The following is an 18,998-nucleotide window of genomic DNA, read 5'->3' as shown; positions in this document are numbered from 1 at the left end:
AGCTCTGCGCTGTTGTCGTGGCGCCGCCCCTCACCCCGCCTTGCCCAGATGCTCCAGCGCATCCTCCGCCCGCAACGGCACGCGTGAGGCCTCGTTGTTGAGGTCGACGAGCTGCACGAGCAGACCCATCAGCGTCTTGCGGTCTGCCGGCTTCAGCGGCTCCAGCATGCGCGCCTGAGCGCGCTCGACGGCGGGGATGATCTCGCGCAGGATCGCCGCGCCCGCCTTCGTCAGGTAGAGCAGCTTGATCCGCTTGTCTTCGGGCGCAGGCCTGCGCTCGACAAAATCCTTGGCTTGTAGCCGCTCGATCACGCTGCCGAGCGTCGAGCGGTCGAAGGCGATGACCGCCGACAGCCGCGTCGCGTCGATGCCGGGGTGGGTGTGGATCGCGATCAGCGCCGCATATTGCACCGGCGTCAGGTCGAACGCCTTGCACTCCTCCATGAAGATCGAGACCGCGATCTGCTGCATGCGCCGGAACAGATAGCCCGGCGCGGCATAGACTGCGTCGATCGTGATCGGAGGGGACGGCTTACTCGGCATCGGGCTGCTTCTCCGGTGCGGCTTCGATGAAGGCCGGCAGCGCCTTGGCGACAGCTTCCGCCTTCAGCAGGCGCGGATATGCGGAGACGTCGACACCGAAGCGACGCGCATTGGCGAGCTGCGGCACCAGGCAGAGATCGGCCAGCGTCGGCGCAGCGCCGAAGCAGAACGGTCCCGGCTCATCCTTGATCAACGTTTCGCAGGCCGACAGCCCCTCGCGGTTGACCCACGCCGCCCAGTCCTGGACCTTCTCCTCGGGCAAACCGAGTTCGCGCAGCCGCGCCAGCACCTTCAGGTTCTGCACCGGATGGGTGTCGCAGGCGATCGCCAGCGCAAACGCCCGCACCTTGGCGCGCTGCAGCGGATCCTTCGGCAGCAGCGGCGGATTGGGGTGCGTCTCGTCGAGCCATTCGATGATCGCCACCGATTGGGTCAGCACTGTCCCCGCATCGCTCTCCAACGCGGGCACCAGGCCTTGCGGGTTGATGGCGAGATAGGCGGGCGCGCATTGCTCGCCCTTGCGAAGATGATGCGGCAGATGCTCGGCGCCGAGACCTTTGAGATTCAGCGCGATCCGCACGCGATAAGCGGCGCTGGAGCGGAAATAGCCGTGCAGCTTCATCGAGACCTCCCTTGTTCCGTCCATTCCGGGGCTCGCGAAGCGGGAGCCCGGAATGACGAAGACCTTGTATGTCGTTCCCTACGTTGACGCTACCTAGATCGTCAGTATACTGTCAATCAACAAACGATCGGGAGCAGCAACCATGGAAGCCGTGACCAAGACGCCGGAACGCGAGGCGTTCTACAGGAAGATCGACGGCGAAAACCTCACCGCGCTATGGACGGTGATGAGCGACCTGATCACGCCGGAGCCGAAGAGCGCCTGCCGGCCTCATCTGTGGAAATTCGAAATCATCCGCGACTACATGATTGAAGCCGGCAAGCTCATCACCGCCAAGGAGGCCGAGCGGCGCGTGCTGGTGCTGGAGAACCCGGGCCTGCGTGGGCAATCCAAGATCACAACGTCGCTCTATGCCGGCGTGCAGATGGTGGTGCCGGGCGACGTCGCGCCGGCGCATCGCCACAGCCAGTCCGCCCTGCGCTTCGTGCTCGAAGGCAAGGGAGCACACACCGCCGTGGACGGCGAGCGTACTGCGATGGAGCCCGGTGATTTCATCATCACGCCGTCGATGACATGGCACGATCATTCCAACGAGACCGATCAGCCGATGTTCTGGCTCGACGGCCTCGACATTCCCCTGGTGCAGTTCTTCGACTGCTCCTTCGCGGAAGGATCGAAAGAGGACCAGCAGAAGATCACAAAACCCGCGGGCGACAGCTTTGCGCGCTACGGGCACAATCTGCTGCCGGTCGACGTGAAGCGTTCGTCGAAGACCTCGCCGATCTTCAGCTATCCCTATTCTTACACCCGTGAAGCGCTGGAGAAGGCGAGGACGAGCCAGGAATGGGACGCCTGCCACGGGCTGAAGCTGAAGTTCAGCAATCCCGAGACCGGCGATTTCGCGATGCCGACGATCGGCACCTTCATCCAGCTGCTGCCGAAGGGATTCAAGACCGTGCGTTATCGCGCGACCGACGCGACGGTGTTCTGCCCGATCGAGGGCCGCGGCCGCAGCCGCATCGGCGACACCGTCTTCGAATGGGGCCCGCGCGATTTGTTCGTGGTGCCGAGCTGGCACTGGGTCACACACGAGGCCGAGGACGACGCCGTGCTGTTCAGTTTCTCGGATCGGCCGGTCCAGCAGAAGCTGGATTTGTTTCGGGAGGACAGAGGCAACGCATGATGCTCTCGTAGGGTGGGCAAAGGCGCCCTTGCGCCGTGACCGCGTCTTCGCGACTCATGAGGCGGCGGGCAGGCTCGCGCTTTGCCCACCACGGCAGCGGTGAATTTTGGCTACCGCCAGTGCAACAGCCGCGTCTCCAGCCAGCCGATCACCTTGCCGATCGCGAGCCCGAACACCGACAGGATCACCACGCCCGCGAGCAGCTGATCGGTCTGCATCAGATTGCCGGCCTGGAGCACGAAGGCGCCGATGCCGTATTGGGCGCCGATCATCTCGGCACTGACGACGAGCAAGAGCGCGACCGATGCCGTGATGCGGAAGCCGGCGAGGATCGCGGGCAATGCGCCAGGCCAGATCACCTTGCGCACGATGGTCGCGAACGGCACGTTGAAGCTCTGCGCCATGCGGATCAGGTTGCGCGGCACCGCGTCGACGCCGCTATAGACCGAGATCGCGGTCGAGAAGAACACCCCGAGGGCAATGGTCGCGACCTTCGGCTCTTCGCCGATGCCGAGCCAGAGTATCAGAAGCGGCAGCAGCGCGATCTTCGGGATCGGGAACAGCGCCGAGATGAAAGTGATGCCGACGCTGCGCGCGAGCCGCGACAAGCCGATGGCGAAGCCGACGGCGACGCCCGCCGCGGTCCCCAGCAGCCAGCCGATGCCGATACGCAGCAACGACGCCGACAGGTGCTGCCAGAGCGCGCCCGAGATCGCGAGTTGGTAGATCGCGCGCGCGATCGCCGATGGCGCCGGCAGAAACAATGAATTGACGAGGCCGGCGCTGCCGGCCGCCTGCCAGATCGCGATGACGAGGGCGAGCGCGATCCAGCCGCCGAACCGGCTCGACGCCGGCACGAAGCCGGCGCCGCGAAAGCGGACGCGCCGCGTCGTCTCGTCCTTCGCAGGTGTCCCAGCACGGTCAAGCATGCTGGACCTCGCGCTCGGCATCGATGGCCTCGTTGCGGATCAGCGACCAGATCTGGTTCTGCAGCGCAAGCAGCTTCTCGCGCGCCGCAGCTTCGGCGCGCGCGGCCCGTGACATCGGCACGGCCACTACCTCGCGGATACGGCCCGGCCGCCGCGACAGCACCACGATACGGTCTGCAAGCCGCGCCGCCTCTTCGAGATTGTGGGTGACATACACCGCGCCCATGCCGCCATCGGCGAGCAGGCGGACGAAATCCTCCATCAAGAGTTCGCGGGTCTGCGAATCCAGCGCCGACAGCGGCTCATCCATCAAGAGGATGGCGGGCTTGACCGCGAGCGCGCGCGAAATGCCGACGCGCTGGCGCATGCCGCCGGAAAGCTGCTTGGGATAGGCTTTGCGGAAATCAGTCAGCGTCGTGCGGCGCAAGGCGTCCTCGACCAGCGCGCGGCGCTGCGCGGCCGAAAGCTGGGTATGCAGCAGCGGAAATTCGACGTTCTCCTCGACCGTAGCCCAGGGCAGCAGCGCAAAATCCTGGAACACGAAGGTCAGCGGATTGAGACTGTCCGCCGGCGGCGCGCCGCGCAGCTCGGGCGCGCCGGAGGTCGGCTGCAACAGTCCGCCGAGGATCGACAGCAGCGTGCTCTTGCCGCAGCCGGAAGGCCCCACGATCGCCACCACCTCGCCGGCGCTGACGGTAAAGGAGACGTCGTCGAGCACGGCGAGCTCGCCGAAGCGATGGGTGATGTGGTTGGCGATCAGGTCCATTCGGCATCTCCCGGTCTCACCCCGTCATCCTGAGGTGCGAGCGTTGCGATGCTCAGGCATCGCAACGGGAGCCTCGAAGGATGAGTGGCCCCGCTGCATCCGGGCCGTGCATCCTTCGAGGCGCGACTTGCGGAAGACCGCAAATCGCGCACCTCAGGATGACGGGGATGGTTGGGAGCCAGTGACATCAATCCGCCTTCACATAGTCCTTGGCGATGATCGCATCCGCGTCAAAGCCCTTGTCGGCGAAGCCCTGTTCCTGGAGCCATTTGATCTGGTTGTCGACGTTCTTCACGTCGAGTTTGCCATCGGGATCGATATAGGCGCAGTTGCCGACCACCTGCTCGACCGGCAGATTGGTGTACTTGGCGATGATTTCCAGCAGCGGCTTAGTCTTGTCGTTGATGGGCGCAACGCCGTCCTTCATCGCGGCGAGGATGACGTCGTGATATTCGCGGTCCGCCTTCGCGAGCGCGCCGAGCAGTTTCGTCACCAGCGCCTTGTTGGCCAGCGTCTTCGGCGAGGCGAACACCGCGCCCAATTGCCAGGGCGTCTCGTCGCCAACCCACCCCAGGAATTTCGCGCCGCCCTCGTCCATCAGTTTTCGCGCCGTGGAGATCGGCAGCAGTGCCGCATCGACGGTCTCGCCCTTCAGCGCAGCCGCCGCATTCGACAGCGATTGCAGCGGCACGATCTTCACCTCAGCGAGCTTGAAGCCGTATTTGTCGGCGAGCAGGCCGAGCGAATAGTGGAAGCTCGACCCGACCTGGGTCATCGCCACGCGCTTGCCGGCGAGATCCTTCGGCGTCTTCAACCCGGCCGCGTAGGCGTTGTTGCTGGCAAAATAGCCGATCAGGGGATAGCCGGCCTTCTCGCGGCTCATGCCGCCGATCACCTTCAGCGTGCCCTTGCCGGCGAGATTGTAGAGACCCGCGGTGAAGGCGGTGATGCCGAAATCGACGTCGCCCGAGGTCGTCGCGACCGCGATCGGCTGCGCCGCGTCGAAGAATTTCAGCTCGACCTCGAGGCCGGCCTCGCGGAAATAGCCCTTGTCCTGCGCAATGAAAACCGGCGCGGAGGAGGACAGGCGCAACACGCCGATCCTGGCCTTGAGCGCGTCTTCGGCCCGGGCCGTGCCCACCGCCATAATCGCCAAAAGACTGGCTACCGCAAGCCGCGCAATCCCGATCATCCCGTTCCTCCCTCGTCGTTTCTCTCAGCAGTCCGTTAGAGGCCCTCAGGGGCCGGTTGATCCCGGCCGATGAAGGCGCCCTGTTGTTTCAACGTTTCCTGCAATTTTTCAACGGGGATGTCACGCGGGATCCGATTTCCGGACAGCGCCAGCGCCGCGGCGGAACCGGCCGCCTCCCCCATCACGAAACAGGCACCGGATACCCGGGCCGCCGACTGGCCCTCATGGGTCATCGAGGCACAGCGGCCGGCGACTAGGAGATTGTCGACGCCTTCGGGCACCAGCATCCGGTACGGCAGCTCGTTATAGCCGCGCGAGTCCGGGATCGGCGGGAAGGTGAAGACGACGTCTCCGGGAACATGGGCCTCGATCGGCCAACCATTGACGCCGATGGAATCGGTGAAGGAGGCGCAGCCGAGCACGTCCTCGCCGCTGAGCTGGTAGCCGCCCTTGATGCGGCGGGTCTCGCGGATGCCGAGCTGCGGCGGCAAATCGACGATGTAGGATTTTTCGAAGCCCGGCACGGTGCGCAGGAATTCGAACGCGGCAAGCGCCTGCTTGCGGCCCTCGATCTCGCCGCGGGTGAGATCGTCGGGCTCGACGCCGTTGATGGCGTGGCCATCCGCGCGCGCGACCTGCGTGAAGTTCACCCGCCATTCGATGCCGGATTTCTGCGGTCGCACGATCGCGCTTTTCCGCGGAAATTGATGCGTGCCGGCCGCGATGGCTTTCTCCATCAAATGCGGGATGGTCCGCCACGCTTCGCCCGCCTTCTCAGGATCGATGCCGTTGAGGCGGAGCATCATCGAAGGGTACAGCGGATGGCCATGCTGGTCGCCGATTTCGAACGGCGCGCCGGCCCAGACCGCGAGATCGCCGTCGCCGGAGCAATCGATGAATATCTCCGATCGCACCGCTCGCCGGCCGGCCTTGGTCTCGACCATCAGCGCGTCGATGCGGCGTTCGTTCCCCATCACCACGCCAGCGCCGAGCGCATGGAAGAGAATGTGCACATTGTGACTGGCGAGCAGCTCGTCGGCCGCGATCTTGTAGGCCGCGGTGTCATAGGCCTGGGCAAAGACCTTGCCAAGGATCAGATGCGGCGTGTTGAGGCCGCCCAGCCGATCGATGCGCGCCAGGAACTCCGAGGCCATGCCTTGCACCAGCCGGCGATGCTCGCCGTAGACATTGCCATGCAGGCCACAGAAATTGGTGACACCGGCCGCGGTGCCCATACCCCCGAGGAAGCCGTAGCGCTCGATCAGCAGCGTCTTTCGCCCCGCGCGCGCGGCTGAAGCCGCCGCGACGATGCCGGCCGGGCCGCCGCCGAGCACGACCACTTCGTACTCGCCATAAAGCGGCACCTGGCGTGCCGGTTCTTCGATCGTCATGGCCCGCATGGCACGTCCCTTCCCGAACTCTCTTGCTTGGGTGCGACTATGAATTAACGCGAGGCGGGCTACAATCCACCAAAATACGCGATCAGCTTACGCGAATCGAGAAAGGTCGACATGGACATCCTGGTGAACCTGCAAGCCTTCCTCGCCACCGCGGATGCGGCCGGTTTCTCCGCCGCGGCGCGAAAACTCGATGTCTCGACCTCGGTCGTCGCCAAGCGCGTCACGCAACTGGAGGCGCGGATCGGCACGCCGCTGTTTCACCGCTCGACCCGGCAGTTGCGCCTGACCGAAGCCGGGCAGCGCTACGTGCATCGCGCGCGCGGTGTGGTGACCGACGCGACCGACCTGCTCTCGCGCATGGGCGAGAAAGGCCACGATCTCGTCGATCACTTGCGCATCAAGGCGCCGACCTCACTGACGGTGGCACGGCTCGCCGATGCCTTCAGTGCGTTCCAGACCCAGAACCCGAAGCTCAAGCTCGATATCGTGCTGATCGATCGCCCGGTCGATCCCGTGACCGAAGGCTTCGACATCGCCATCGGCGCTTTCCCGCATTCGTTCGGCGGCGTGGTCGACGAGCCGCTCTGCGCGCTGAAGCGGCTGCTCTGTGCCTCGCCCGCCTATCTGAAGAAACATGGCACGCCAAAGCATCCGCGCGACCTCGTCGAGCATCGTTGCCTCAGTTTTCTGCCGACGGGCCCGGAGTGGATTTTCGACGGGCCGCGCGGCCGTATCAGCATCCAGGTCAGCCCGCTACTCTCCTCGAACGAGGGGCACGTGCTGGCGCGCAGCGCCATCGCCGGCAACGGCATCGCGTTGATCTCGCATTATCTCGTGGCGGATGCCTTGCGGGACGGCAGGCTGAAGCCGGTGCTGCGCGACTTTCCGGTTCCGGAATTGTGGGTGAAGGCTGCGATCCCCGAGCGGCGGCGCAACGCAGCGGCCGTCCAGGCGCTGCTGACATTGCTGAAAACGTCACTGACGCCGTCGCTATAGGCGGCGGCGCTATCCCAGGATGGCGGTTGCTCTCCGACAATGGACCTGAGAGAAGGGGCCGCCATGGATTCGATTGTCATGAAACCTGCCCTGCCTGCCTTGATTGCTCTCGCGATCTCCGCCACCACCGCCGCAGCCGTGGAGCAGAACTGCCGCTTCATCCAGGTCAAGCCCGATCGCGAGGCCTGCTACAAGCGGCAGGAGGAAGAGCTCGCCGCAAAGCGCAAGCCGCCCGCACCCACGAACGATGGCACCACACTCGAAACGCTGCGCCAGATGCGGCAGGACGACGACGCCGTCTATCGCAGCATCAACAACATCTGCCGCGGCTGCTGAGCGGCCGGCTCGGCTCTAGCCGCCGGTCCACTTCGCCGCCCGCTTCTCCGCGAACGAGGCCAGCCCTTCCGCCGCTTCTGCGCTCTGGCGCTTGAGTGAATGCAGATGCACCAGCCGGGTGTACGCCGCATCGTCCACCGCCATACCGCCGAACGAGCTTTCGAGCGCGAGGCGCTTGGTCTCGGCCATCGCGTCGGGTCCGTTGGCGAGCAATTGCTCGACCACCTTGCGGCCTGCAGCTTCGAGTTCGGCGAGCGGCACGACCTCGTGAACGAGGCCGATGCGGCGGGCGTCCTCGGCACCAAAACGTTCGCCGGTCAGCGCGTAGCGGCGGACTTGCCGCACGCCGATGGCATCGCAAAGCTGCGGGATGATGATCGCAGCGGTGAGACCCCAACGCACCTCGGTGATGGAGAACAGGGCATTGTCGGCGGCAATCACTACGTCGCAGGCCGCGATCACGCCGGTGCCGCCGCCGAAACAGCCGCCCTGCACCAGGGCGACGGTCGGGATCGGCAGCGTGTTGAGCCGCTGCACCGCTTCGAAGGTGGCGCGCGACGCTGCCTCGTTGGCCTCCGCTGATTGCGGACGCACGCCGTTGATCCATTTCAGGTCGGCGCCGGCCTGGAAATGCCTGCCGTTGCCCCGGAGCACGACGACGCGCAAGGCCGGCTTCTTCGCCAACTCGTCCATGGCCGCGAGCACGCCTGCGATCAGCGCACCGTCATAGGCGTTGTTGACCTCCGGCCGGTTCAACGTGACGTTCGCAACCCCACGCTCATCAAGGGTCCACAGGACGGGGCTGGCAGTCATCGGCGATCCTCCGGTCAGTTGCTTGGCACGCACTATGGCCGAGGCCACGCGTCCCGATCCATATCTTTCCAGCGTAGGGCGGTCGCGCCCATCGCATGGCGGCTTGTGTCATGCTGCCGCCCTGACGGCACCAAGGGACAGGACGGAATCATCATGCGCATCTGCATTTTCGGCGCGGGGGCCGTCGGCAGCCACATCGCGGTCCGGCTGGCGCGCGCCGGCCACGAGGTCTCATGCGTGATGCGGGGCGCGCATCTCGAGGCCGCGCGTGCAGGCGGCCTCAAGCTGCGCGTCGGCGATTCCGAGGTCAGCGCCAAGGTGAACGCATCGGGCGATGCGGCCCAGCTCGGCCCGCAGGATGTGGTCATCAGCACGCTGAAGGCAACTGCGCTGCCGGGGCTGGTTTCCAGCATCAAGCCGCTGCTCCAGGACGACACCGCGATCATATTTGCGCAGAACGGCATCCCCTGGTGGTACGGCACCGGCCTGCCGCCGCGGCACCCGACCCCGCCCGACATATCCTTCCTCGACCCCGGCGGACGCCTGCGCGCCTGCATCCCGAAGGAACGGATCATCGGCGGCGTTGTCTTCTCCTCCAACGAGGTGATTGCGCCCGGCGTGGTGCACAACCTCACCCCGGACCGCAACCGCCTCTTGATCGGCGAATGCGATGACCGCCATTGCGAACGCATCACCAAGTTGCGCGGCGTCTTCAACGAGGCGCGGCTGGAATCGCCGCCGGTCGCCGAGATCCGCGAGGCGATCTGGTCAAAGCTGCTGACCAACATGTCGCTCTCGGTGCTGTGCCTGCTCACCGGCCAGACCGCCCGGGGCGTGCGCGACGACCCCGCCTTTGTGGAGGTGATTCCACGCATGCTGAGCGAGGCCAACGAGATCGCCCAGCACTTCATCCCCGAAGTCAAGCGCGTGACCCGCAGCGGCCCTGCCCCCAATCACAAGCCGTCGCTGCTCCAGGATTACGAGCTCGGCCGTGCCATGGAAATCGACGTGCTGGTGAGGGCGCCCCAAGCTTTCGCGCGCACCGCCGGCCTGTCGACGCCGACACTCGATCTGATCGCCGCGCTCGCGATCCAGAAGGCGCGCGACAAGGGGCTTTACTCCGCGTGAAGTTCAGGCGAGCAGGTCGATCCACGCCGCCAGCGTGTCGAGCACCTCTGACAGCGCCTCGTCGTTGCTACGGCCGGACTTTTTCAAGACCGCGAAGGAGTGATCGCCGCCTTCGATCTCATGTAGCGTCGCCTTCGGCCCGAGCGTGGCGATCACCGGCTTGAGGTGGCCGAGATCGGCAAGCCCGTCGCGCGTGCCTTGCAGGAACAGCATGGGAATGGCGATGCCGGTGAGGTGTTCTGCGCGCTCGGATGAGGGCTTCTTCGCGGCATGCAAGGGAAAGCCGAGGAAGGCGAGCCCTTTGACACCAGGCAGCTGTGCCTTCGACTGCGCCTGCGACGTCATGCGCCCGCCGAACGATTTTCCGCCGGCAACGAGCTTCAGTCCCGGGCACAGCCGCGTCGCCTCCTCCACCGCCGCGCGGATGGCGGCGTGCGCGACCGCCGGCTGGTCTGGACGCCCCAGCTTCTTCTCCATGTACGGAAAATTGAAGCGGAGCGTCGCGATGCCGCGCTCCGCCAGGCCTGCCGCGACCTTCTCCATGAAGGAGTGCCGCATGTCGGCGCCGGCACCGTGCGCCAGCACGTAGCAGGCGCGCGCATGGTCCGGCCGCGTCAGCATTGCCGAGACCGTGCCGATGCGCTCGATGTCGAGCTTGAGCTCGCGCGTCTCGACCAAGACTGAATGTTCCCGAATGGATTGCACCAATGGTACCTGCGCGACCGCGATCTGAAAACACGAAACTTCGCGCGCTCGTCGCGGGTGTGTGCACCTCGATGCGAGCGGAAGCCGTCAGCTGACCCGGCGTTCCCGCCCCTCCCAGAACGGCCGGCGCAGCTCGCGCTTCAGCACCTTGCCGGCGCCGGACAGCGGCAGCGGCGTCTCGGTGATCTCGATGCTGCGCGGGCACTTGTAGCCAGCAATCAACGTCTTCGTGAACTCGATCAGCTCGCCCGCCGAAACATCCACGCCGCTGCGTCTGACCACGACGGCATGCACCTGCTCCCCCCATTGTTCATTGGGAATTCCGATGACGGCGCATTGCAGCACCGACGGATGCTGCGCCAGCGCGTTCTCGACCTCGACCGAATACACATTCTCGCCGCCCGAGATGATCATATCCTTGACGCGGTCGACGACATAGATGAACCCGTCCTCGTCCATATAGCCGCCATCGCCCGTGTGCATCCAGCCGTCGACCACGGCGCGCGCGGTCTCCTCCGGCCGTTCCCAATAGCCCATCATCACGGTATGGCCGCGCACCACGATCTCGCCGACCGACCCTGCCGGCACGGGCCGGTCGTTCTCGTCGACGATGCGGACCTCGCAGCCGAGCGTGGCGCGGCCGGCACCGCGATGACGTCCCTTTCTGCGCCCCTCCCCGACATGCTCGCCGGCATGCAGCAGTGTCGCGATCGGCGACAATTCGGTCATGCCATAAGCTTGCGTGAAGCGCACATGCGGCAGCGCGCGAGCGGCACGGTCGAGCACCGCCTCGCTGATCGGCGAGGCCCCGTAGATGATGTGCTTGAGCGACGACAAGTCGTAGTTTCCGATCGCGGGGTGATCGACGAACATCTGGATCATCGTGGGCACCAGCAGAACGTCGGTGACGCGCTCGCTCTGCATCGCAGCCATCACGCCTTCGGGCGTGAAGCCCTGAACGATCACGTTTGAGCCGCCGGAGAGCAGCAGGGAATACATCGCCGCCCCGTTGGCGAGGTGAAACATCGGCGCGGCGTGCAGATAGGTCGCACTCCCCGGAAACAGTCCTTCGCCGAGAGCGTTGAGCGCATTCGCCATCAGGTTCTGGTGGCTGAGCATCACGCCCTTGGAACGCCCGGTGGTTCCGCCGGTGTAGAAGATGCCGGCGAGGTCGTCGCCCTTGCGCATGGCATCGGCAACCGCAGCGCTGCCGGCCACCAGATCCTCATAGCTCTCCATCCCGGCCGGCACCTCGCCGTCATCGGCATAGATCAGCTTCAACTCCGGAATGGCGCCGGCGAGCTGCGCGCCGACCTGGGCGAAGGCCTTGTCGACCAGCAGAACGGAGGCACGGCAGTCGCGCAGCGCATCCTCGTTTTCCAGCGCGCTCCAGCGGATGTTGAGCGGCACGATCACGCCGCCCGCCCAGCCGGTCGCGAGGTAAAGCTCGAGATAACGGTCCGAGTTGAAGGATAGCACGGCGACTCGATCGCCGTCCTTGATGCCGCGCGAGCGCAGGCCGCCGGCCAGCCTGGCAACGCGCTCGCCAAGTTCGCCCCAGTTGCGGCGCCGCTGGCCATAGACGGTGGCGAGCCCGTTCGGATTGATCTGCAGCGCGCGCCGTAGCCCATGCGTGATGTTCATCGCGGTCCTCCTGTACGCTTCTTCCCTGGTGTTGCGCGTCCTGAGTTGCGCCGTTGCGGCGCCCTCGGCGTCTTCTTTGTCGTTTGCTGCCTACCTGCGCTCGCCAGACCTTCCGTCAGGCGAACCGTGAACTCGTCGGCGATTTCGGTCGGCGACAGCTCGCCGTCGCGGCGATACCAGTGGCCTATCCAGTTGAGCGAGCCCGCGATCGCGAACGCCGCAAGCTTGGGGTCGCAAGGCCTGATCGAGCCGTCGTCGATGCCGCCGGAGATGTACTTGCGGAAGGTGGCGTCAATCCGCTTCTTGGCGGCGCGCGCGACACCGGCATTCCGCTCGGCCAGGTCGCGCAGGTCGAAACGCACGAGGCTCGCGCCGAAATCGGTCGCCATCAGCCCGGCATAGGCGTGCACCAGCTTGCGCAGCTTGGCGAGGCCCGAACCACCGCCGGCGTTGATCTCCGTGATCACGCTGTCGACAAGCTCGGCACCCATCGACCAGCATTCGAACAGGATTTCGTCCTTGCCGCGGAAGTAATTGTACAGCGCGGGCTTGGTGATGTTCAGCCGATCGGCGACCTCGTTCAGGGTCACGCGATGATAGCCCTGCTCCAGGAAAAGCTGCACGGCGGCACGCAGCACCGCCTCGCGCTTTTCGTCGCGGGCGCGGCGCCGGCTCTCGAACGGCAGCCAGGGAGAAGGCGCCGGCGAGGGCGGCGGAATGGACGGCGCTGAAGCCATGCTCGATCGGTTGACTCTGGTGGGCATCGGGCGATATGTTACCCATGGGTAAGAAAAAGTCCAATGGGTAATTTATTCGGAGGAAGCGATGTTTGACGTCATCGTCGCGGGGGTCGGCATGATCCCCTTCGCCAAGCCGGGCGCCAGCGCGCCCTATCACGAGATGGGGACGGAAGCGGCCAGGCTCGCACTCGCCGACGCAGGCCTCGGCTACGAGACGGTCCAGCAGGCCTATGTCGGATACGTCTACGGCGATTCCACCTGCGGGCAGCGCGCGCTCTACCATGTCGGAATGACCGGCATCCCCATCGTCAACGTCAACAACAACTGCTCGACCGGCTCGACCGCGCTGTTCCTGGCGCGGCAGATGATCGCGAGCGGCGCGCTCGATTGCGTGCTGGCGGTCGGCTTCGAGCAGATGAAACCGGGCGCCCTCGGCAGCGTCTATACCGATCGCCCGAGCGCCTTCGAAGAATTCGACGCGGCCGCCGACCAGCTGATCGACGCTCCCGGCATCCCGCTGGCGCTGCGCTATTTCGGCGGCGCCGGGCTCAGCCACATGAAGAAGTACGGCACCCCGCTCGACGCCTTCGCGAAGGTGCGCGCCAAGGCGAGCCGTCATGCCAAGAACAATCCGCTCGCCCTCTTCCGCAAGGAAATCACGGCGGACGACGTGATGAACGACCAGGTGATCTGGCCCGGCGTGATGACGCGCCTGATGGCGTGTCCGCCGACCTGCGGCGGCGCCGCCGCCGTACTGGTATCCGAGCGATTTGCGGACAAGCATGGCATCGGCAAGCAGGTGCGCATCGCGGCTCAGGCCATGACCACCGACACGCCCTCGACCTTCAAGGCCGGCGACATGATGCAACTGGTCGGCTACGACATGGCCAAGGAGGCGGCAGGCCAGGTTTATGAAAGCGCCGGCATCGGCCCTCGCGATCTCGACGTCGTCGAACTGCACGACTGCTTCGCACACAACGAGCTCATCACCTACGAGGCGCTCGGGCTCTGCGGCGAGGGAGAGGCCGGCAAGTTCATCGATGACGGCGACAACACCTATGGCGGCCGGATCGTGACCAATCCGTCCGGAGGCTTGCTGTCGAAGGGACATCCGCTCGGCGCCACCGGGCTTGCACAGTGCTACGAGCTGACGCGGCAATTGCGCGGCACCGCAGGCCCCACGCAGGTCGAGGGCGCGAAAATCGCGCTCCAGCACAATCTTGGCCTTGGCGGCGCCTGCGTCGTCACCCTCTATCAGCGGCACTGATTTCCGTCATGGTCGATCAGTCCGCCGTAGGGCACTGCTTCACGCCCGTCACCGCCCGCGTGGAGCCGGGCCGTCTTCGCTACTTCCTGAATACGCTGGGTGAGCAGAACAAGGTCTACCGCGACGCAGATGCGGCGCGGGCGGCCGGATTCACTGGCGTGCCGGTGCCGCCGACCTATTTGTTCTGCCTGGAGATGATGGACGTCGACGACCCCTTCGAAATGCTCACCGCGCTCGGCATCGACCTCGCCCGCGTGCTGCATGGCGAGCAGAGCTTCGTCTATCACGCGCCGGTTCTGGTCGGCGACACCCTGACGTTTCGGCCGAGCGTAACCAGCGTGACGAATAAGAAGGGCGGCGCGATGACGCTGATCGGCATCCAATGCGAGGTGACCAACCAGGACGGCGTGCATGTCGCTGATACCGGGCGGACCATCGTGGTCCGCAACGAGGTTGCGTCGTCATGACGGCATCCGCAGACATCAAGGCCGGCGACCGCATCGTCCATAAGGTCTTTCCGCCGATCACCCGCCACACGCTCGCGCTCTACTGCGGTGCATCGGGCGACCATAATCCGATCCACGTCGACATCGACTTCGCCAAGTCGGCCGGATTTCCCGACGTGTTCGCCCACGGCATGCTGGTGATGGCCTGTCTCGGGCAGGCGCTCACGGATGCGGTGCCGCCATCGAAGCTTCGCGGTTTCTCGACCCGGTTCGTCGCCATCACCCAGCTCGGCGCCGAGCTGACATGCGAGGGCACTGTAACGGAGCTCTTCGCCGAGGATGGCGAGCGCCGCGCGAGGCTGGCGCTCACCACCACGGACGATCGCGGCGAGGTCAAGCTCGAAGGCAGCGCCGTCATCGCGCTCTGACAGCAAGGAGGATTCATTCAAATGGCAAAACTGCAGGGAAAAGTCGCGCTCGTCACCGGCTCGGGCCGCGGCATCGGGCGCGCGATCGCACTCAAGCTCGCACGCGAGGGCGCCAGGGTCGTCGTCAATGACCTCGATGCCGAGCCTGGCGATGCCGTGGTCGCAGAGATCAAGGCGCTCGGCGCCGACGCCGTCGCCGTGAACGGCAGCGTCTCGGAAGCGGGTTTCGCCGACCGCTTTGTCGGCGCCGCACTGGACAAGTTCGGCGGGCTCGACATCATCGTCAACAATGCCGGCTACACCTGGGACTCCACCATCCAGAAGATGACGGACGAGCAGTTCCAGGCCATGCTCGACGTCCATCTCGTCGCCCCGTTCCGGCTTCTGCGCGCGGCGGCCGAGCCGATCCGGGTCTTCGCCAGGAAGGAAGCCGAGGAAGGCCGCGAGGTGTTCCGCAAGGTTGTGAACATCTCCTCGATCGCCGGCCTCTACGGCAATGCCGGACAGGCCAGCTATTCCTCGGCCAAGGCCTCGCTGATTGGGTTGACCCGGACCATGTGCAAGGAGTGGGGCCGCTACAAGGTCAACGTCAATTGCGTCGCCTTCGGGCTCATCAACACCCGTCTGACCCAGCCGATCGAGGCCCAGCAGAAGACCATCGACGTCGCCGGCCGCGACATCAAGGTGGGCGTGCAGCCCCACATGCTGGATGCCATGTCGCGCATGATCCCGCTCGGCCGCGGCGGCACGCCGGAAGAGGCGGCCGACGCGGTCTATCTGTTCTGCAGTCCGGAATCCAACTATATCAGCGGCCAGGTGGTCGTCGCCGGCGGCGGCCTGATTGTCTGAGAACGAGGCCCCGATGCATTATCGATCGTCATGGATGACCGAAGAGCTGGACACGTTTCGCGACCAGTTCCGGAAATATCTCGCCAAGGATCTCGCGCCGCATGCCGAAAAATGGCGCGAGCAGAAGATGGTCGACCGCTTCGCCTGGCGCGGGCTCGGCGAGATGGGCGCGCTGCTGGCCAGCGTGCCCGAGGAATATGGCGGCCTCGGCGCGACCTTCGCCTATGACGCCGCGGTGCTCGACGACCTCGAAAGCACAGTGCCGGAGCTGACGACCGGCGTCTCCGTGCACAGCGCCATCGTCGCCCACTACATCCTCAATTACGGCTCGGAGGAGCAGAAGAAGCGCTGGCTGCCAAAGATGGCCTCAGGCGAGATGGTCGGCGCCATCGCCATGACCGAACCCGGCACCGGCTCGGACCTGCAAGCCGTGAAAACCACGGCGAAGAAGCAGGGCAATTCCTATGTCATCAACGGCCAGAAGACCTTCATCACCAACGGCCAGGCCGCCGATCTCGTGATCGTGGTCGCGCGCACCGGCGATGCCGGGGCGAAAGGCATCTCGCTGATCGTGGTCGAGACTTCGGGCGCGGATGGCTACAAGCGCGGGCGCAACCTCGACAAGATCGGCCTGCACGCCTCAGACACGTCGGAGCTGTTCTTCGACAACGTCACGGTCCCGCCCGAGAACCTGCTCGGCAAGGAGGAGGGCCAGGGTTTTGTCCAGCTGATGCAGCAATTGCCGCAGGAACGCCTCGCGCTCGCGGTCGGTGCCGTCGCCGCGATGGAGCGCGCGGTCAAGCTCACCACCGAGTACACCAAGGAGCGGAAGGCGTTCGGCAAGCCGCTGATGGACTTCCAGAACACCGCCTTCAAGCTCGCCGAGCGCAAGACCGAGGCAATGATCGCGCGCGTCTTCGTGGACTGGTGCATCGAGCGGCTGGTCGCAGGCGACCTCGATACCGTCACGGCGTCGATGGCGAAATACTGGTGCTCGGAGAAGCAGGTCGAAACCGCCGACGAATGCCTTCAGCTGTTCGGCGGCTACGGCTACATGCAGGAATACCCGATCTCGCGCATCTTCATCGATTCCCGCATCCAGAAGATCTATGGCGGCACCAACGAGATCATGAAGCTGCTGATCGCGCGGTCGCTGTAGGTCATCGCGCACGCCAGTCGCGCGGCCGGCAGCCGAAGCGCTGCTTGAAGCGCCGGCTGAAGTGGGAGAGGTCCGAGAAGCCCCAGTCGAACGCGATGGCGCCGATCGCACGATCCGCCATCGCGGGATCGCCGAGATCCCTGGCGATGCCATCGAGCCGATGGTCGATGACGTAATCGGTGAAGCTAGAGCCCGATCGCGCGAGCAATTTGTGCACGTAGCGCTCGCTGATGCCGACGGCCTCGGCGACATCGGCAACCGCAAGTCCGGGCTCGCGGAGCCTGCGGTGGATGGCCCGCTTCAAAGCCAGCGTGCTGGCATCGGCAAGGCTCTCCATCTCCGCAGCGCCTGCCCGGCTGCGCCGCGACAGGCTCACGGCGACCAGCTCGATCAACGCCCGGAACAACCGCACGCCCTCATCCTCGGTCATGCGCAGCGCCCCGTCGCTGAGCGTGCGCGCGGTCTCCACAATGAGATGGCCGACAAAGGGATCGTCGGAGACACGGGCGGCAGCGACGTCGAACGAAGCCGGCAGCCGTTCGCGCAGGGCCTCTGCCGGCACCCAGAACGAGGCGACCTGCAATTGCGGACCCCGATCGTGCAGGAGCGCAAACCGCCGGTCGCTGTCGAAGATGCCGACCTGTCCGGGTGACAGGCTGATCTCGCGATCCTCCTGCTGAATAAGACAGCGGCCGGCCAGCTTCAGATTGAGGTAGAAGCAACTGCGGTTGGATGCCGCGATGTCGGCCGCGGAACGCCGCACCACATGTTCGGGAAAGCTGACGCGGTTGATCGCGGCATCACCGAGCCGGACGTGCTCGACACTGGCCGGAAAGCCGGCTGCGGCCGCCGGCTCCGGCGTCAGGTTCATGAAGGCCTGGCAGATCGCCTCGCGATAATAGGCGAACTGCTCGTCCGGCGGCACGCCCGCAGTATTCCAGGCCGATTGGCGTGACGGAACGGCGCGCTCGACCTGCTGCATAGGTTCACTCCGAGACCAATCCGGTTCACTTCCAGCCAAGCAAGAATTCCGCCGCCGGACCACACTGGCCGCACGGCGACACTGCGCCGATCTAACCACACCCTCGGGAGGAGCCACAACATGCCGACCTACGTCCTCGTGCACGGCGCCTGGCACACCGGTGCCGAATTCGAGCCCGTGGCCGCACCGATCCGCGCGGCCGGCCATCAGGTCCATACCCCCACCATCAAGGGCAACCGTCCGGGCGATGCCAAGACCACGGGCCTGAAGGAAGCGATCCAGTCGATCGCCGACTACCTGGCCGAGAATGACCTGAAGGACGTCATCCTGCTCGGCCATTCCTATGGCGGCATGGTCATCACCGGCGTCGCTGACCTCGCGCCCGAGCGCATCCGCCGCCTGGTCTACTGGAATGCCTTCGTGCCCAACAATGGCGAATGCCTCAACGACATGGTGCCGCCGCACTATGTCGGCCTGTTCGACGCGATTGCGGCCGAGCGCGGCGACGGCTCGGTGGTCTTGCCTTTCCCGATCTGGCGCGAGGCCTTCATCAACGATGCGGATCTGGAGACGGCGCAAAAGGCTTACGACGTCCTCAATCCGCATCCGCTGGCGACCTTCACCGACAAGATCGCGCTGAAGACTGATCCGGCCGAGATGCAGCTGGCCAAATCCTACATCAACTGCACCGAGGACACCGCGCTGCCTCACAGCTATGGCTGGCATCCGCGCCTGTCGGAGAAGCTCGGCCTGTTCCGCCTGGTGCAGGTGGCAGGAAGCCATGAATTGTGCTTCTCCGAGCCGGCGCGGCTCGCCAAGGCGATCATGGAGGCGGGACGCGACTGACCGAAGCCTCCCGCGATGGCGCTC

General features: G+C 65.4%; 21 protein-coding genes. 10 read left to right on the top strand and 11 right to left on the bottom strand.

Features of this window, described 5'->3' with window-relative positions; genetic code table 11:
- Window positions 1–30 precede the first annotated feature (30 nt).
- On the bottom strand, window positions 31–543 hold the full coding sequence (locus ACFDR6_RS14415; protein WP_212079631.1) for a MarR family winged helix-turn-helix transcriptional regulator: 513 nt from the start codon (window positions 541–543) through the stop codon (window positions 31–33).
- On the bottom strand, window positions 533–1,165 hold the full coding sequence (maiA, locus tag ACFDR6_RS14410; protein ID WP_212080757.1) for a maleylacetoacetate isomerase: 633 nt from the start codon (window positions 1,163–1,165) through the stop codon (window positions 533–535). The genes ACFDR6_RS14415 and maiA overlap by 11 nt, the downstream gene beginning before the upstream one ends.
- Before the next feature lie 142 nt (window positions 1,166–1,307).
- Here maiA and gtdA point away from each other — a divergent pair, with 142 nt between their 5' ends.
- On the top strand, window positions 1,308–2,348 hold the full coding sequence (gtdA, locus tag ACFDR6_RS14405) for a gentisate 1,2-dioxygenase (protein WP_375858686.1): 1,041 nt from the start codon (window positions 1,308–1,310) through the stop codon (window positions 2,346–2,348).
- 110 nt (window positions 2,349–2,458) lie between these two features.
- Here the strand turns inward: gtdA and ACFDR6_RS14400 are convergent, their stop codons facing one another.
- The 4 genes from ACFDR6_RS14400 to ACFDR6_RS14385 form a co-directional block, all read right to left on the bottom strand.
- A complete protein-coding gene (locus ACFDR6_RS14400) occupies window positions 2,459–3,277 on the bottom strand; it encodes an ABC transporter permease (RefSeq protein ID WP_212079629.1) in 819 nt (272 codons plus the stop codon).
- Window positions 3,270–4,043: an ABC transporter ATP-binding protein gene (locus tag ACFDR6_RS14395; RefSeq protein ID WP_375858685.1), complete on the bottom strand. Its 774-nt coding sequence runs from the start codon at window positions 4,041–4,043 to the stop codon at window positions 3,270–3,272. The genes ACFDR6_RS14400 and ACFDR6_RS14395 overlap by 8 nt, the downstream gene beginning before the upstream one ends.
- A gap of 187 nt (window positions 4,044–4,230) precedes the next feature.
- Window positions 4,231–5,235, bottom strand: coding sequence for an ABC transporter substrate-binding protein (locus ACFDR6_RS14390; protein ID WP_212079627.1), 1,005 nt, complete (start codon window positions 5,233–5,235; stop codon window positions 4,231–4,233).
- Window positions 5,236–5,270: 35 nt separating this feature from the next.
- A complete protein-coding gene (locus tag ACFDR6_RS14385; RefSeq protein WP_375858684.1) occupies window positions 5,271–6,635 on the bottom strand; it encodes an FAD-dependent oxidoreductase in 1,365 nt (454 codons plus the stop codon).
- A gap of 111 nt (window positions 6,636–6,746) precedes the next feature.
- On the opposite strand from ACFDR6_RS14385, the gene ACFDR6_RS14380 reads away from it, so the two are divergent.
- Both ACFDR6_RS14380 and ACFDR6_RS14375 read left to right on the top strand, forming a co-directional pair.
- Window positions 6,747–7,631, top strand: coding sequence for a LysR family transcriptional regulator (locus tag ACFDR6_RS14380; RefSeq protein WP_212079625.1), 885 nt, complete (start codon window positions 6,747–6,749; stop codon window positions 7,629–7,631).
- Window positions 7,632–7,709: 78 nt separating this feature from the next.
- Window positions 7,710–7,967, top strand: a complete 258-nt coding sequence (locus ACFDR6_RS14375; RefSeq protein ID WP_249152857.1) for a hypothetical protein — start codon at window positions 7,710–7,712, stop codon at window positions 7,965–7,967.
- Between the two features lie 15 nt (window positions 7,968–7,982).
- Here ACFDR6_RS14375 and ACFDR6_RS14370 read toward each other — a convergent pair whose 3' ends face one another.
- On the bottom strand, window positions 7,983–8,780 hold the full coding sequence (locus ACFDR6_RS14370) for an enoyl-CoA hydratase-related protein (protein WP_375858683.1): 798 nt from the start codon (window positions 8,778–8,780) through the stop codon (window positions 7,983–7,985).
- 153 nt (window positions 8,781–8,933) lie between these two features.
- On the opposite strand from ACFDR6_RS14370, the gene ACFDR6_RS14365 reads away from it, so the two are divergent.
- On the top strand, window positions 8,934–9,908 hold the full coding sequence (locus tag ACFDR6_RS14365; RefSeq protein ID WP_375858682.1) for a ketopantoate reductase family protein: 975 nt from the start codon (window positions 8,934–8,936) through the stop codon (window positions 9,906–9,908).
- A gap of 3 nt (window positions 9,909–9,911) precedes the next feature.
- Here ACFDR6_RS14365 and ACFDR6_RS14360 read toward each other — a convergent pair whose 3' ends face one another.
- The 3 genes from ACFDR6_RS14360 to ACFDR6_RS14350 all read right to left on the bottom strand — a co-directional run bounded on the left by ACFDR6_RS14360 (window position 9,912) and on the right by ACFDR6_RS14350 (window position 12,994).
- A complete protein-coding gene (locus tag ACFDR6_RS14360; protein WP_375859117.1) occupies window positions 9,912–10,529 on the bottom strand; it encodes an alpha/beta hydrolase family protein in 618 nt (205 codons plus the stop codon).
- A gap of 171 nt (window positions 10,530–10,700) precedes the next feature.
- Window positions 10,701–12,257: an acyl-CoA synthetase gene (locus tag ACFDR6_RS14355; RefSeq protein WP_375858681.1), complete on the bottom strand. Its 1,557-nt coding sequence runs from the start codon at window positions 12,255–12,257 to the stop codon at window positions 10,701–10,703.
- Window positions 12,254–12,994 (bottom strand): TetR/AcrR family transcriptional regulator, encoded by a 741-nt coding sequence (locus ACFDR6_RS14350; protein ID WP_375858680.1) that lies wholly within the window; start codon window positions 12,992–12,994, stop codon window positions 12,254–12,256. Before ACFDR6_RS14350 ends, ACFDR6_RS14355 begins: the two co-directional genes overlap by 4 nt.
- 88 nt (window positions 12,995–13,082) lie before the next feature.
- Between ACFDR6_RS14350 and ACFDR6_RS14345 the strand changes: the two genes are divergently transcribed.
- From ACFDR6_RS14345 to ACFDR6_RS14325, 5 genes are read left to right on the top strand one after another with little or no spacing between them, the layout of a single operon-like run.
- Complete coding sequence (locus tag ACFDR6_RS14345; protein WP_375858679.1) at window positions 13,083–14,264, top strand: lipid-transfer protein; 1,182 nt, start codon at window positions 13,083–13,085, stop codon at window positions 14,262–14,264.
- An 8-nt stretch (window positions 14,265–14,272) separates the two neighbouring features.
- The gene (locus ACFDR6_RS14340; RefSeq protein ID WP_375858678.1) at window positions 14,273–14,731 is read left to right on the top strand and encodes a MaoC family dehydratase N-terminal domain-containing protein; all 459 of its coding nucleotides are present in this window, start codon (window positions 14,273–14,275) and stop codon (window positions 14,729–14,731) included.
- Window positions 14,728–15,138: a MaoC family dehydratase gene (locus tag ACFDR6_RS14335; RefSeq protein ID WP_375858677.1), complete on the top strand. Its 411-nt coding sequence runs from the start codon at window positions 14,728–14,730 to the stop codon at window positions 15,136–15,138. The genes ACFDR6_RS14340 and ACFDR6_RS14335 overlap by 4 nt, the downstream gene beginning before the upstream one ends.
- A 21-nt stretch (window positions 15,139–15,159) precedes the next feature.
- Window positions 15,160–15,987: an SDR family NAD(P)-dependent oxidoreductase gene (locus ACFDR6_RS14330; RefSeq protein WP_317242075.1), complete on the top strand. Its 828-nt coding sequence runs from the start codon at window positions 15,160–15,162 to the stop codon at window positions 15,985–15,987.
- 13 nt (window positions 15,988–16,000) lie between these two features.
- A complete protein-coding gene (locus ACFDR6_RS14325) occupies window positions 16,001–17,146 on the top strand; it encodes an acyl-CoA dehydrogenase family protein (RefSeq protein WP_317242074.1) in 1,146 nt (381 codons plus the stop codon).
- A 1-nt stretch (window position 17,147) separates the two neighbouring features.
- Here the strand turns inward: ACFDR6_RS14325 and ACFDR6_RS14320 are convergent, their stop codons facing one another.
- Window positions 17,148–18,128, bottom strand: coding sequence for a helix-turn-helix domain-containing protein (locus ACFDR6_RS14320; RefSeq protein WP_375858676.1), 981 nt, complete (start codon window positions 18,126–18,128; stop codon window positions 17,148–17,150).
- A gap of 120 nt (window positions 18,129–18,248) precedes the next feature.
- On the opposite strand from ACFDR6_RS14320, the gene ACFDR6_RS14315 reads away from it, so the two are divergent.
- On the top strand, window positions 18,249–18,974 hold the full coding sequence (locus ACFDR6_RS14315; RefSeq protein ID WP_375858675.1) for an alpha/beta hydrolase: 726 nt from the start codon (window positions 18,249–18,251) through the stop codon (window positions 18,972–18,974).
- The last annotated feature ends 24 nt before the right edge of the window (window positions 18,975–18,998 follow it).

The sequence above is a fragment of the Bradyrhizobium tunisiense genome (assembly GCF_042263385.1).
In the GTDB taxonomy this organism is placed as follows: Bacteria; Pseudomonadota; Alphaproteobacteria; order Rhizobiales; family Xanthobacteraceae; genus Bradyrhizobium; species Bradyrhizobium tunisiense.
Note: the sequence above shows the minus strand (reverse complement) of the source record. Positions and strands in the feature narration are given on the sequence as shown.

What these genes read in the sequence shown, in the direction of transcription:
- ACFDR6_RS14315 (WP_375858675.1), top strand. Translation starts at nt 18,249, where the DNA reads ATGCCGACCTACGTCCTCGTGCACGGCGCCTGGCACACCGGTGCCGAA.
- ACFDR6_RS14395 (WP_375858685.1), bottom strand. Translation starts at nt 4,043, where the DNA reads ATGGACCTGATCGCCAACCACATCACCCATCGCTTCGGCGAGCTCGCC.
- gtdA (WP_375858686.1), top strand. Translation starts at nt 1,308, where the DNA reads ATGGAAGCCGTGACCAAGACGCCGGAACGCGAGGCGTTCTACAGGAAG.
- ACFDR6_RS14365 (WP_375858682.1), top strand. Translation starts at nt 8,934, where the DNA reads ATGCGCATCTGCATTTTCGGCGCGGGGGCCGTCGGCAGCCACATCGCG.
- ACFDR6_RS14360 (WP_375859117.1), bottom strand. Translation starts at nt 10,529, where the DNA reads ATGCTGACGCGGCCGGACCATGCGCGCGCCTGCTACGTGCTGGCGCAC.
- ACFDR6_RS14370 (WP_375858683.1), bottom strand. Translation starts at nt 8,780, where the DNA reads ATGACTGCCAGCCCCGTCCTGTGGACCCTTGATGAGCGTGGGGTTGCG.
- ACFDR6_RS14390 (WP_212079627.1), bottom strand. Translation starts at nt 5,235, where the DNA reads ATGATCGGGATTGCGCGGCTTGCGGTAGCCAGTCTTTTGGCGATTATG.
- ACFDR6_RS14385 (WP_375858684.1), bottom strand. Translation starts at nt 6,635, where the DNA reads ATGCGGGCCATGACGATCGAAGAACCGGCACGCCAGGTGCCGCTTTAT.
- ACFDR6_RS14355 (WP_375858681.1), bottom strand. Translation starts at nt 12,257, where the DNA reads ATGAACATCACGCATGGGCTACGGCGCGCGCTGCAGATCAATCCGAAC.
- maiA (WP_212080757.1), bottom strand. Translation starts at nt 1,165, where the DNA reads ATGAAGCTGCACGGCTATTTCCGCTCCAGCGCCGCTTATCGCGTGCGG.
- ACFDR6_RS14400 (WP_212079629.1), bottom strand. Translation starts at nt 3,277, where the DNA reads ATGCTTGACCGTGCTGGGACACCTGCGAAGGACGAGACGACGCGGCGC.
- ACFDR6_RS14415 (WP_212079631.1), bottom strand. Translation starts at nt 543, where the DNA reads ATGCCGAGTAAGCCGTCCCCTCCGATCACGATCGACGCAGTCTATGCC.
- ACFDR6_RS14325 (WP_317242074.1), top strand. Translation starts at nt 16,001, where the DNA reads ATGCATTATCGATCGTCATGGATGACCGAAGAGCTGGACACGTTTCGC.
- ACFDR6_RS14375 (WP_249152857.1), top strand. Translation starts at nt 7,710, where the DNA reads ATGAAACCTGCCCTGCCTGCCTTGATTGCTCTCGCGATCTCCGCCACC.
- ACFDR6_RS14380 (WP_212079625.1), top strand. Translation starts at nt 6,747, where the DNA reads ATGGACATCCTGGTGAACCTGCAAGCCTTCCTCGCCACCGCGGATGCG.
- ACFDR6_RS14335 (WP_375858677.1), top strand. Translation starts at nt 14,728, where the DNA reads ATGACGGCATCCGCAGACATCAAGGCCGGCGACCGCATCGTCCATAAG.
- ACFDR6_RS14350 (WP_375858680.1), bottom strand. Translation starts at nt 12,994, where the DNA reads ATGGCTTCAGCGCCGTCCATTCCGCCGCCCTCGCCGGCGCCTTCTCCC.
- ACFDR6_RS14340 (WP_375858678.1), top strand. Translation starts at nt 14,273, where the DNA reads ATGGTCGATCAGTCCGCCGTAGGGCACTGCTTCACGCCCGTCACCGCC.
- ACFDR6_RS14330 (WP_317242075.1), top strand. Translation starts at nt 15,160, where the DNA reads ATGGCAAAACTGCAGGGAAAAGTCGCGCTCGTCACCGGCTCGGGCCGC.
- ACFDR6_RS14320 (WP_375858676.1), bottom strand. Translation starts at nt 18,128, where the DNA reads ATGCAGCAGGTCGAGCGCGCCGTTCCGTCACGCCAATCGGCCTGGAAT.
- ACFDR6_RS14345 (WP_375858679.1), top strand. Translation starts at nt 13,083, where the DNA reads ATGTTTGACGTCATCGTCGCGGGGGTCGGCATGATCCCCTTCGCCAAG.